Annotated in this window: 10 protein-coding genes and 1 pseudogene; 2 read left to right on the top strand and 9 right to left on the bottom strand. The window is 66.3% G+C overall.

Features of this window, described 5'->3' with window-relative positions; translation table 11 throughout:
* The 8 genes and pseudogenes from E8A74_RS54415 to E8A74_RS47970 form a co-directional block, all read right to left on the bottom strand.
* Nucleotides 1–676, bottom strand: a pseudogene (locus E8A74_RS54415) (hypothetical protein); the annotation flags it as partial.
* A 2-nt stretch (nucleotides 677–678) separates the two neighbouring features.
* A complete protein-coding gene (locus E8A74_RS47995; protein WP_136935905.1) occupies nucleotides 679–1,815 on the bottom strand; it encodes a tetratricopeptide repeat protein in 1,137 nt (378 codons plus the stop codon).
* Nucleotides 1,816–2,259: 444 nt separating this feature from the next.
* Nucleotides 2,260–2,760: a hypothetical protein gene (locus tag E8A74_RS47990; protein ID WP_136935904.1), complete on the bottom strand. Its 501-nt coding sequence runs from the start codon at nucleotides 2,758–2,760 to the stop codon at nucleotides 2,260–2,262.
* Nucleotides 2,757–4,190 carry a hypothetical protein gene (locus E8A74_RS47985; protein ID WP_136935903.1) on the bottom strand — a complete coding sequence of 478 codons (1,434 nt, stop codon included), beginning with the start codon at nucleotides 4,188–4,190 and terminating at the stop codon, nucleotides 2,757–2,759. The genes E8A74_RS47990 and E8A74_RS47985 overlap by 4 nt, the downstream gene beginning before the upstream one ends.
* Nucleotides 4,191–4,394: 204 nt before the next feature.
* On the bottom strand, nucleotides 4,395–4,814 hold the full coding sequence (locus E8A74_RS53550; RefSeq protein ID WP_170229935.1) for a hypothetical protein: 420 nt from the start codon (nucleotides 4,812–4,814) through the stop codon (nucleotides 4,395–4,397).
* Between the two features lie 287 nt (nucleotides 4,815–5,101).
* Entirely contained in the window at nucleotides 5,102–5,764 is a 663-nt protein-coding gene (locus tag E8A74_RS47980; protein ID WP_136935902.1) for a DUF4304 domain-containing protein, read from the bottom strand.
* Nucleotides 5,754–7,181, bottom strand: a complete 1,428-nt coding sequence (locus tag E8A74_RS47975) for a hypothetical protein (RefSeq protein WP_170229934.1) — start codon at nucleotides 7,179–7,181, stop codon at nucleotides 5,754–5,756. Before E8A74_RS47975 ends, E8A74_RS47980 begins: the two co-directional genes overlap by 11 nt.
* 393 nt (nucleotides 7,182–7,574) lie before the next feature.
* Entirely contained in the window at nucleotides 7,575–7,967 is a 393-nt protein-coding gene (locus E8A74_RS47970; RefSeq protein WP_136935900.1) for a hypothetical protein, read from the bottom strand.
* Between the two features lie 194 nt (nucleotides 7,968–8,161).
* On the opposite strand from E8A74_RS47970, the gene E8A74_RS47965 reads away from it, so the two are divergent.
* A complete protein-coding gene (locus E8A74_RS47965) occupies nucleotides 8,162–8,650 on the top strand; it encodes a hypothetical protein (protein WP_136935899.1) in 489 nt (162 codons plus the stop codon).
* A gap of 106 nt (nucleotides 8,651–8,756) precedes the next feature.
* Here the strand turns inward: E8A74_RS47965 and E8A74_RS47960 are convergent, their stop codons facing one another.
* Complete coding sequence (locus tag E8A74_RS47960) at nucleotides 8,757–10,499, bottom strand: AAA family ATPase (RefSeq protein ID WP_136935898.1); 1,743 nt, start codon at nucleotides 10,497–10,499, stop codon at nucleotides 8,757–8,759.
* 151 nt (nucleotides 10,500–10,650) lie between these two features.
* Between E8A74_RS47960 and E8A74_RS47955 the strand changes: the two genes are divergently transcribed.
* Nucleotides 10,651–11,859 carry a thrombospondin type 3 repeat-containing protein gene (locus tag E8A74_RS47955; RefSeq protein WP_136935897.1) on the top strand — a complete coding sequence of 403 codons (1,209 nt, stop codon included), beginning with the start codon at nucleotides 10,651–10,653 and terminating at the stop codon, nucleotides 11,857–11,859.
* Nucleotides 11,860–11,905 lie beyond the last annotated feature (46 nt).

Below are 11,905 nucleotides of genomic sequence, written 5' to 3'. Positions count from 1 at the left end.
GATACGCGAGACCTCCGCACGAATGGCTGCCGCTTGTTGTTCCGTACACATGTTGAGGCTCCTTCCGGCGGGGAGCCTGGGCACGAGGGACACGGGGCGTCAGGACGGGGGTGGGCGAGGTGATACACTTCGCCCCCGCGGGGATGCCGTTCACGCTCGTGCAGCTCCCGTCCCAGCCTGGCGGACCTCCGAATGGCAAGGTGGCGGCATTCGGGTCGTTGCATGAGCCGGCGCGGATTTGGATGTCGGTGGGGAGTTCCGTGCATGCTCCCTCGGACTTCTTGCACTCGCAGATGTCGCACGACGCGGGCGGCGCGACGAGTTCCGTGAAGCCCACGAATTGCAGTGTCAGATCATCCGGACAGCTCTGCTCGGGATCGTGGGTCGACGCGGGCAGGAGGAGATCAGGCCATCGGCTCCAGTGGAGCGCGTCGGGGCCTTCCGGAAATGGCACGCAGCGACCGGGGCATTCTGGAGGCTCGGCGTCGGCGTCGGACCCCGCATCGGCGTCATCCGGCGCCGGGCAATCCTCGCCAGGGTACAAGGGATCCTCAGCACAACGGTCGGCGGCGTAGTGCGGCTCCCCGGTGCATCCCTGAATGGCGACGAGACCACCGCACGACATGAGCAGGCCGGTGAAGCCCAGCTTGACAAAAAATGAGTGTCGATTGTTCATGTTCAAAACTCCCATGTTCCCATCACACTACCGCCGATCATGACCGGCGGATGATCCGCTACCGTCTCTTGATCTGCGACCACGACAATTCCACCGTTGAGACCGATAACATCTCCCGTGACACGAATGGCCAACGCGTCACCGATAGGGATCCGCGCCCCTGCACGGCCGCCCAACCCCGGCGTGAAGAACGCATACGATCGCCCCTCGTATCTGGCCTCGTCGAAGTCAACAAAGATCGCACCGAGATGCCCCGTGGCGCATCCGAAAACCCACCGCCAGTGACCGCAAACGCTCAATAGCGCGCCGGCCGTCATGCCTCCGATGGGACGACCCCCGATCCCGCCCGTGAGCCATGCTGCACGCGCATCGAGGTCGAGCGAAACCACCTCATGCAGCCGTACACTCCCATGCAGCGCCACCCCGACGGCCGGCGTCCACGTCGCGACGCCCGACACCACGGCGACGCCTCCGCCCACGGAGCCGCGCTTGTGCACCGGTCTCTCCTCCCCGCCAACTCCCCCGAAGATCGGTTTCGGCGGCGGGGGTTCGTCTTCCTCGCGCGGAATGTCCGCGGGCCTGTCATCGTCCAGCCCCGGTATCACCTCGCCCTTCTTGCGATGCCTGAAAAGCCGCTCCGGCTTCGTGGGAAGCCCATCCGGCCAGTGCCACAAAAGCACCGTCGTCGCCTCGCCGCCCTCGGGACACGTACGCTCCGCACGGGCGACGCCTCGCTCTTCGGACTTCCCTTCGAGGACATGTTTGCCAGGGGCCACGAACAGCTTGAACTGGCTTCCGTTTTCCTTGTGGAATGCGCCTCCATCGATCGACACGAGCGCGTCGGTAAGGTTTCCTTTCACATAAAGCAAACAGACGGTAGGCCGGATCCGCTTGAATACCTTAAAAAACTCGTCATTCTCCGAGCCCACCCCCCCGCCGCGCTCGATGGCTTCCATGAGGTTCCGCGCGCCGCGGGCCGGCTGCCCCGCGCCGACGAGGGTGAGGCCCAGCCGCCCCACGACCGTCGCGTCGTTTCGGAGCTTCAATGCCTCTCGATATCCGAGCTCTGCGTCCGCCCACCGGCCCTGCTTCCGCGCGGAGTCCGCGAGTTTGACCAGAGCGGACACCGCCGCATCCACCGTCGCGGGATCGAGGGGAGGCGTCGCGTCTGGTCCCGTCGGTCGGCCGAGTGCCGCGCGTGGCACGGGCTTGGTCTCGTCGGCGTGGGACGCCGCTGCCGCGAGGAGAGAGCCCGAGAGGGCAGCAACCAGGACCAACCAGCGCGCCATTGACCGTGCATCCTACAGGGTTCGGGTGCGTCGGGGCAACCGTCCGCTTGAAGATGAAAGCCGACGCGGCGCCGCGCTGCCTTTGTGGGAGACCAACGCCGATGAACCCGCGTCGGCTTTCGAGGCGCCTCATACTGCGGACAAACCTGGATGTCAAGACCCCGGACGTGGCTCCCGCGACGACCTGCCGGGATCACGCGCGCGCAGAATCGTCGAAGCATCGCGCGCGACAGGCAGGACGGCGGCGGTAGGCAGGCCAAGCGTGGCGAGCGCTTCGGCCCGCGCGCCCCAGCACTACTCGCTGGGCGCGGCGGCCGCTTCCCACTCCGCCATGACTTCCTCCAGCTCGGATTCGATAGGGCCGCGCTCGTAGAGCTCGTCGAACGGAGCATCATAAACGAATAACCTTCCCTTTTTGTGGCCGAAGTACCACACGTTGGAGGCATCCATGAAGAACGAAAGCTCTGGGTCCAGCTCCATGGCACGCTTGACTTCTATCTGCTCTCCCAACGTGCCGATGTTATAGATCCCAAAAACTTTCGTGGACGCCACCATGGCTACTTTCAGGGAATTATGCACGAGCGTTCCGCCACAACATGCGCCGTAAATCGGCTGGTGCACGCGAAACTCCGACGCCGGAGGTCTGGTCCAATCGACTGAATAGTACAGGACCGAGACGGACGCCGTGCCCTCTGCCCATATCTTTGCTCGCATGCCCTCCGTGTACGTCTCGTCGGGCTGCCCGTAGCGGCGCACGAGCACTCGCTCTAGAATTCCGGGTTCATCGGTTCTCATGGTTTTCTGAAGTCTCCTCCATGCGCTCGAAGATGCCCCTGCGTTCCTCCTCGCACCGGGCGCACGACAGAAGGGTCGGCCGCAAGGTCCGGCCGGTTGGCGACGGTAGGGTCATGGTGCCAGCGGACATCTTCCGGAAACTTGCCGCTCTGGCGGATCTCTGCGAGCTCCTGGTCGGTCCATACACCACTCCCTCTGCCGCCAGCTCGAATGTCTGCAAGCTCTTGGGCCTGCTTGGCATCTACACCCTTGCTGCGTGCTGTTTCAATCGCCCGCCTCTCCGGAGTGCCCCTGGGTGGAAGCCGCGCTTTTCCCCCCGCCTGCCCCGCCGCCCCGCCGTTCGACTTCGCCGGGACCGGCTTCGTCGTCGTCTTGACCGTCGTCTTCGGCGCGGGCCGTGGCGCGCTCGCTCCCCCACCGCTCCCGCTCCCCGTTGACAACGACGGGCCGTTGTGCCTCCCAGCGGGCTTCGTCCCGCCCTTCGGCTGGAAGTTCTTGTGCCGGGCATGGCAAGCGCCCGTGAGGCACTCCTGGGCGCGCTCGAGCAGCGCGGTCTCCTCGGGCGTCTGGCTCCATGTCTCGTATTGCCATACCTCGCCCGGATTCACCTCGCTCGGATCCTTCGGCGCGGGCGGCGGGACCGGGCGCGGCGCGGGCGGCGCTTCCGCTCGCCGAAAGCTCGCCTGCCTCGATCGCTCCGACGTGTGGACGAGCATCCTCGCGCAGGTACGCGCGCCCGTGCCGCCCCGCCTCCGCGCCTGCCCCGGCTCCGGGCACCGCTCGGGTGCTCTCGCGATCGGAAAGCTCGCCTGCCTCGATCGCTCCGACGTGTGCACGAGTGTCCTCGCGCAGGTACGCGCGCCCGTGCCGCCCCGCCTCCGCGCCTGCCCCGGCTCCGGGCACCGCTCGGGTGATCTCGCGATTGGCTTCGGCTTCGGCTGCTCGTCCTTCCGGGTCTCGTCCTTCTTTCTCTCGCCCTCCCTCTCCTTTGCCGCGATCTTCTCCGGGGGCGGCGGCTTCGGCGGCGGCGGTTTGTCGCAGGGCAGATCCTGATACGCGAGCCCCAAGAGCCTCCGGCTCTCGGGCGGCGCGTGGGGGTCGTAGATGAAAAGGACCTTGACCGCGCGGCTCTCCAGGAGCTCTTCGAGCGGCTTTCGCGTCGTTCGAAGCGTCCCATCACCGAGGTCGTACCAGTAGCGCGCATCCGGTGGGACGTGGGGATGGCGCCGGCACAGGCGGAACACGCGCTGCCCGCTCCGGGTCGTCTGCGCCCAATCCTGCGTGTGTGCGGGCGTCGCGCCACAGCCGAGGAGCCATACCGAGACGCAAAAAGCGGCGAGCAATCGCAGGGCAGCAACCAGCGTGATCTGCGAATCGAGAACGAGCGAGAGCGCCCCGCCCGGAGGGCGGATCGAGGGTAACCAGGCCATACGACGGACCCCGCTTTGGGTCGCAGGCCGTGCCTATCCACCCCCGCGGCGGCGTGCGCGTGCCTGCGTTCTTCCTGGCGATCCGTTCTGCATCATCCCGCAATCCGGGCGCAAGATCGTTCGTCCGCGGCTCGGACATGCAATGTCAGGGGGCGTGCCTGGCGAGCTGCGTCCTTGACTCGAGAAGCGACGATGCGCTGGGGCTTATGAGCTAGGCATACGCGCTTCCAACGGGATGGCGAGCGGCCCGGGTTGCGCCGCGAGACGCGACCAACCCGGCTTCGAGCCGCGCTCGATCCGAGCCCATCGTATGCCATCGATACTTACCTCAACCCCCGCGTCGAACCAGGCACACTGTACAGCAGACTGCGGGGTCAACCGACGCACCTCCTCGGATTTGCAGTAGGCCCTTGGATTGAGGAAGGGCATCGGATTTGGGTCCTCCCAATTCACTGTGTCGGGCGACTCCACGACATTATAAAGCCAGACATCGCCCACGACCTCCTCATCTTCAAGGAGGTATGCGTACGCCACTCGATTGTCATCATCCAAGACGACCGCAAGGCTTCCGTCCGGATGATCGAAGCGCAAGAGAACCTCATTGCTTTTTGTCGAATCGTCCACGGTCGTGCTCCTTCGTCCAGTACCGCCGCTGCTGTCCGCCTCGGCGGACTTCCCGGCCGACCGCGTCCTCGGTTACGCGAATGTCGGGATCGTTTTCTTGCGCAGGAACACGATGTGCTTCTCCAGGAGGTCCGCATTGGCGGTCGTGGGAGCCGCTGCGACAGGGAATACGTCGCGAAGGTTGCCGCCTTGCCGAACGGCACGTATCCAGCTCTCCATCAGCTCACATAGACGTTGAGTGCTTGCGGAGCGCCGCTCGGGCGGAGAGCCTGTCTTTGATCAAGCGCTCAATCGTCATCACAGGAGAAGCGCGCGAAGAACCTCTCGTCCGTCTCGGCGCCATAACGTTTCTTGGTCTTCGATTTCTCCCGCTCGATGCATTCGCGACACTTGTCCTTGCACCCCAGCCGCTTCCAGAGGATCGCGGCAAAGAAGAGCTCGAACGTATCTTCGCGGGGATCGATGAACCGGTCTTCCTTCCTGCGGGGTAGCGAGAAAAACTCCGCGATCGCGTGTTCGTCCCGGAACCGGTCGAAGAAGGGCAGGGCCGCCGTCTCCACGAGCCTCCGCAGCTCCTGCCCTACCTCGTCGTCCTTCTCAGGCCCATCAGAGGCCGTGAGGTGGTACCACGTGTCGCCCGTCGGTGTCAGCATCCCGGGCCGCACGTTCAGGATTCCGTTCGCTGCTTCAGGTGTCTTGGATTCGACGCTGCGTGGACCCCAGTAGACAACCTTGACCCCCGGCACGTAAATCCCGCATTTCGTGGTGAATTCAAGCTCGTCGGCCGTGTTGAAGGAGCTGCCCTCGTGATTGAAGAGGTGCTGAACGCTTCCCAGCTCCCGCACGTACACGAACCCTCGTTTTTTGAAGCCCGCCGCATGGAGCGTGGGCGTCACCCACGTCTTGAAGATGTGACTCATGCGGTTCTGGAGGACTCGCTTATGGGTCATAGTAGATCACCCGTCCCTTCTTCTTTAATACTTCTTCATACTTTTTGATCTGGCGTTTGCCCGCGTCTCTGCCCGACGGCGTGTTCGGCTTGAGCTCGATCGGGTTCCCTTTGGGCGTGACCGCGTCGGGCCGGATGTAGGTGCCGCCCTCCACGTCGATACGCTCTTCGGCTCTCCAGCCCTCGCCCTTCTTCTCCTTGACCTTCTTCTTGAACTCCTTATGAACCTCCCGCCCCCGCGCCGCAGCCGGGTTCTCGCCTCCCCGCTTCGGCTTGGCCTGCGGTGGAGGATCCGCCGCGCTCCCGCTGCCCGCCTGCCCCGCCGCCGCCCCGTTCGGCTTTGCGACCGGCTTCGTTGTCGTCTTGACCGTCGTCTTCGGCCGGGGCGCTGGCGCAGGCGGGGCCGCCGGCTTCGGTGCTGGTTGGACCGCGTGTTTTGGCGCGCTCGCTCCCCCACCGCTCCCGCTCCCCGTTGACAACGACGGGCCGTTGTGCCTCCCAGCGGGCTTCGTCCCGCCCTTCGGCTGGAAGTTCTTGTGCCGGGCATGGCAAGCGCCCGTGAGGCACTCCTGGGCGCGCTCGAGCAGCGCGGTCTCCTCGGGCGTCTGGCTCCATGTCTCGTATTGCCATACCTCGCCCGGATTCACCTCGCTCGGATCCTTCGGCGCGGGCGGCGGGACCGGGCGCGGCGCGGGCGGCGCTTCCGCTCGCCGAAAGCTCGCCTGCCTCGATCGCTCCGACGTGTGGACGAGTGTCCTCGCGCAGGTACGCGCGCCCGTGTCGCCCCGCCTCCGCGCCTGCCCCGGCTCCGGGCACCGCTCGGGTGCTCTCGCGATCGGAAAGCTCGCCTGCCTCGATCGCTCCGACGTGTGGACGAGTGTCCTCGCGCAGGTACGCGCGCCCGTGCTGCCCCGCCTCCGCGCCTGCCCCGGCTCCGGGCACCGCTCGGGTGATCTCGCGATTGGCTTCGGCTTCGGCTTCGGCTGCTCGTCCTTCTTTCTCTCGTCCTCCCTCTCCTTTGCCGCGATCTTCTCCGGGGGCGGCGGCTTTGGCGGCGGCGGGTTGTCGCAGGGCAGATCCTGATACGCGAGCCCCAAGAGCCTCCGGCTCTCGGGCGGCGCGTGGGGGTCGTAGATGAAAAGGACCTTGACCGCGCGGCTTTCCAGGAGCTCTTCGAGCGGCTTTCGCGTCGTGCGAAGCGTCCTATCACCGAGGTCGTACCAGTAGCGCGCATCCGGTGCGACGTGGGGATGGCGCCGGCACAGGCGGAACACGCGCTGCCCGCTCCGGGTCGTCTGCGCCCAATCCTGCGTGTGTGCGGGCGTCGCGCCACAGCCGAGGAGCCATGTCGAGACGCAAAAAGCGACGAGCACCGGAAGCCAGAGCCGAAAGAATCGCAGGACGGCACCCACGAACATCACGGCGGCGGTGCCAGTGCCCCACGGGACATGCAGCGCGATCTGTGAATCGAGAGCGAGCGAGAGCGCCCCGCCCGGAGGGCGGATCGAGGGGAACCAGGCTATGACGGACCCCGTTTTCGGTCGCAGGCCATGCCTATCCACCCCCGCGGCGGTGTGCGCGTGCCCGCGTTCTTCCTGGCGATCCGTTCTGCAACATCCCGCGATCCGGGCGCAAGATCGATCGTCGACGGATCGGACGCACAATGTCCGCACGCAAGAAAGACGGCCAGGTCGGCACGCGCGTGGACGTCCTGGGCGCGCTGCGCCAGGGTGCCGGGCCGAGGACGGCTCCCCGCGGAACGATGCACGACCCGGATCGAGAGGGTCGACGACGGCAGCCAGGCCAGGAGATCAGGCAAACGACGATCGAAGGGCCTCGAAGGCAGGATGGAGTAGCCCGAGCTCACGATTCTCCATCCCGCCATCGCGATGGTTCATCCCGAGCACAAGATGCAGGAACCTCGGGCGGAGTATCTCCATCCCGATCGCGGGCTCCGGCATCCCGATCGCGGGCTCCGGCATCCCGATCGCGGGCTGCGACATCCCGATCGCGGGCTGCGACATCCCGACATCGGTATGGTTCACCCCGCGATCCCGATACGACACCCCGACGTCGGTTCCCCACATCTTGACATCGGGATGCAGAACCCTCGCTGCGGTTCCGAATATCCCGAGCGCGTGGTCCCGGAGCCCGAGCGCGTGGTCCCACATCGAGACGTCAGATTGGACCGCCCGCGTCTTCAACGATCGAGCGGCCGCGTACGAGGTGCAGCGTCCCGAGATGGTGGGCTAGCATTCGCGGCAGGGGGACGCAGTATCACCAGTCGATCTTTGTTTCGCTGTTGACAGAACTTGCGTACATGTGGTTACCATCCGGAGTTCAAACACGGAGGAGCAAGATGGCGCGAATCGAAGGTCCCGCGTACACGGGACCCCTGGTGTTCGATCTTACCGCCCGGAAGGATATCCTGGTCGACATCCCCCCGAACGGCCTGAAGGGCGCGCGCGGCGCGCAGGAGGGGATCGAGGCGGTATTCCATGAGCTTGCGCATGCAATACCCAAGTATGGCGAGGAGGCTGAAATCCATCCCGTCGTGTATCAACGTGTGGTCGACGCGACGGTGGGGATCGACGCGCTCACCGTAGAGGAGGCAAGGCTCGAAAAGGCCCTCGAAGTCACGCGCGAGTCCAAAGCACGCCTGGTGAACAACCGCGAGGAGGACCTGAGCGAGATCGGCGCGAAGGCCCTCGACAAAGGCACCCGCGGCAAGAAGCCGCACCTCCTCGCCCATTTCGAGAAGACCATCGAGTATCGCTCGCGCATCGCGACGAAAGCCGCGGCGACAAGGAAGAAGAACGAGGCAGGCGCGGAGGAGAGCACCAGCGCACAGTCGAACGGCGGAAACCAGGAGGGAGCGGGGGGGTAGGCAGCAACTCCCGCTTCCGCTTCCGCCTGCGTTTTACGTGGCGCTCGTGCTCTTCGATCCGCGCTCGCCGGAGGCGCGGATCGATCGGATGTATCGCTGACGCAGCTCAGCGCTTGCGCGCTTTTTTCCGGGGGGAGGGCTCCTCCGGCGAGAGCGTCGCGGCGCGGACCCAGACGCGTTTTCCGTCGAATGCGGCGGCGAACGCGTGCACCGGCTCGGCCCCTGCGGCCCGTAGCTCGGCGGCGTACTCCTTCTCGCGGATCTGCGCGAGGCCTTCGGCGAGCGCTTTCTCCGGGGCGCGGCGCGCGGCCTTGACGACCTTCAATTCGAGCACGATGCCCGGCTTTCCCGGGCGCGCTGGGCGCACGAGCACGTCCGCGCGCCCGTGGCCGGATTCGCGGTCCGAGCGGACCTGGTAGTCCGGCTCCAGCGTCGCCAACAGGCCCACGAGGAATGCTTGGTACACGCGCTCCGGCCCGAAGAACCCGACGTCATGGTGCGAAAGGACGTTCGTCACGAACGCCTGGAGGAGCCGCTCCAATCGCTCCGCGTCCCCCCGCAGCAAGGCGTCGAGCAGCGCATCGAGGGCCCCGCCCCGACCGCCGAGGCGCGCGGCCATCCATCCCCGGAAGGTGCTCATGTAAAGCTCGCGCACCTCTCGATTGGGGATCGAGAGCCGGTGCATGGGGCGCTCCATGGGCCCGCGCGAGTGGCGCTCGGCCTTCAGGTAGCCGGCGAAGACGAGCAGGCTCCAGAGCGCGTTTTCGCTCGTATGCAGCTCCCCGAGCGGGACGTGCTCGTCGAGCACCTTCTCCACGGAGCCTCCGGTCAGGAGGGCTTCGAAGAGGGGTTCGAGCTCGACGGCGCGCTCTTGGAGGAGCTCGCGGATGAGATCGTTCGAGCTCGTCGAGAGCCAGTAGGGCTCGGGGTCCTTGTCCTCGGCGGCCAGGAAGTTGAGGACGGACCAGGGATTGTAGATGACCTCGCCCCCGAAGAGATACCCGTTGTACCAGGCGCGCAGCGTCTCCAGACGGTCCGTCCGTCCGGCGGCGGCGAGGAGGCGCTCGACCTCCGGCTCGGTGAAGCCGAAGCAGGTATTGAACTCCGAGCGCAGCAGCGAATAGACGGTGACGTTGTTCAGGCCGGAGAAGATGCTCTCGCGCGCGACGCGCAAAATACCGGTGAGCACCGCGCGGAAGAGGTGCGGATTGCCCTTCAGTCCTTCGCCATAGAAGGCGCGGCAGAAATCCAGGATGCGCGGCGCGTACCCGTGCGTGTACCCGGCGTGGATGGGCTCGTCGTACTCGTCGATGAGCAGGAGCACGCGCTCGCCGTGCATGCGGTGCAGGTAGTGGCAGAGGTCGAGGAGAGCCCGCCCATACAGCACCTCGTCGGCGGTGCCATCGAGGATGGCGCGGTACTTCTCCTCCTCCCGTGAATCGAGCGCGCCGCTCGTGAGCAGCGCCTTGTGCTCCCGGAAGAGCGCCTCGATCTTCTCGCGGATGGTCTTCCAGCACGCCTCGAAGGTCGCCTGCTTGGCGCCCTTCATCGTCAAATGAACGACCGGATACCGCTGGAAATGCGCGCGGACCGCGTCGCCGGCCTGCCAAACCTGGAGGTCCCGAAAGAGAGGGGAGAGGTCCTCCGCGCGCTTCTCGAAGAAGCAGCGGACCATCGAGAGGTTCAGGCTCTTGCCGAACCGCCGCGGCCGCGGGAGCAGGACGACCTCGGCGCCTGCCTTTTCGAGCAAGTCCGTCACGAGGTGCGTTTTGTCGACGTAGAGCAGACCGCCCTCCCGGACCTTCTGGAAGTCGTCGATGCCGAGAGGGACGCGCAGCGGGGCGTTCATGACGGGCCGGGCCGGATCCTACTGCTCGCGGGGGGCCAGGGGCAAGGACAGCCCGCGCTGCCAGAAGGTTTGTCCGTTTGGGACGAAGCACCGGCGAACAACCGCGACCCTTTTCTCCGAGGTTTCACCTGGGCTAACCTACGCCCGCGTCATGCCTTTCTTCTCTTTGCGCCTTGCCACGGGCCTCGCGCTGGCTGCGTCCCTCGTGACGCGTTCGGCCGCTGCGATCGAGCCTGATCCCGTGCCCTCGCTCGATCTGCGCGGGTACCGTCCTTCCACCGATCCTGCCGGGAGCCTCTTCCTCGAACCCGTCTCCACGCCCGCGCACGGCGACTGGAACCTCGCCGTCTACGGCTCGTATGCGTACAAACCGATCACGCTCCGTGATCCCGCGACGAACGAGCACGCGTTCGACGTCCTCAGCCACCAGCTCACCGGCGACCTCGTCGCCAACATCGGCGCCCTCGGCCGCCTCTCCTTCGGCGCGGACCTGCCGTTCGCCCTGTACCAGCGGGGCGACGCGCCCGACTTCGACTCCGTCGCCACGCTCGGACCCACGAACATCCCCCAGCAGGCCCTCGGCGACCTCGCGTTCACCGGCAAGCTCGTCCTCGTCGCGCCCACCGGCGGCGACCTCGGCGGCTTCGCGCTCGGCTTGCACGAGCGGTTCACCGTCCCCACCGGCGATCGGGGCTCCTTCCTCGGCGAAGGCGCCGTCACCAGCACCACGCGCTTGCTCGCCGAGTACCGCCTCCTCGTCCTCGGCTTCCACCTCGCCGCCGGCGTCAAGCTCCGCGCCGAGACCGAGAACTTCGCCTGCGCGCACATCCCCGTCTCCGACCTTCCCTACGGCTGCCGCCAGCGCGTCGGACACGAGCTCCCGTTCTCCTTCGGCCTCTCCTTCCGGCCGCAGGCCCTTGGCATCGACGAAGCCGGCCGCTTCACCGTGTACGTCGAGACGAACGGACACGTCCCGATCTACCCCATGAACCCCACGCAGAACCGCACCCTCACCGCGTTCGAGGCCGGGCTCGGGGCGCGCGCGCAGCTCGGGGATTTTTCCATCCTCGCCGGCGTGTCGCGGGGGTTCTTCGGCGGGCTCGGCACCGGGCCCTTGCGTGCCATGCTGGGCATCGGCTGGGCCCCGCGCGTGCGGGACGTCGACCAGGATGGTGTGCCGGACGAGGCCGATCAGTGCCGCGAGCTCCCCGAGGACAAGGACGGGTTCGAGGACCACGACGGCTGCCCCGACGGCGACAACGACGACGACGGGGTACCCGACAACGAAGACAAGTGCCCCACGGTCAAGGAAGACGAGGACGGCAAGGACGACGACGATGGTTGCCCCGAGCCAGGCTGATTGTAAGTTTCCCTTGGACGGACAAATTCTCGAACGAAGGAATCCG

Origin of the sequence: Polyangium fumosum, from assembly GCF_005144585.1 — a bacterium.
GTDB classification, from domain to species: domain Bacteria; phylum Myxococcota_A; class Polyangia; order Polyangiales; family Polyangiaceae; genus Polyangium; species Polyangium fumosum.
Note: the sequence above shows the minus strand (reverse complement) of the source record. Positions and strands in the feature narration are given on the sequence as shown.

Coding starts and splice junctions, on each gene's coding strand:
- E8A74_RS47960 (WP_136935898.1), bottom strand. CDS start 10,499: ATGAACGCCCCGCTGCGCGTCCCTCTCGGCATCGACGACTTCCAGAAG.
- E8A74_RS47975 (WP_170229934.1), bottom strand. CDS start 7,181: ATGTTCGTGGGTGCCGTCCTGCGATTCTTTCGGCTCTGGCTTCCGGTG.
- E8A74_RS47955 (WP_136935897.1), top strand. CDS start 10,651: ATGCCTTTCTTCTCTTTGCGCCTTGCCACGGGCCTCGCGCTGGCTGCG.
- E8A74_RS47980 (WP_136935902.1), bottom strand. CDS start 5,764: ATGACCCATAAGCGAGTCCTCCAGAACCGCATGAGTCACATCTTCAAG.
- E8A74_RS47990 (WP_136935904.1), bottom strand. CDS start 2,760: ATGAGAACCGATGAACCCGGAATTCTAGAGCGAGTGCTCGTGCGCCGC.
- E8A74_RS47985 (WP_136935903.1), bottom strand. CDS start 4,190: ATGGCCTGGTTACCCTCGATCCGCCCTCCGGGCGGGGCGCTCTCGCTC.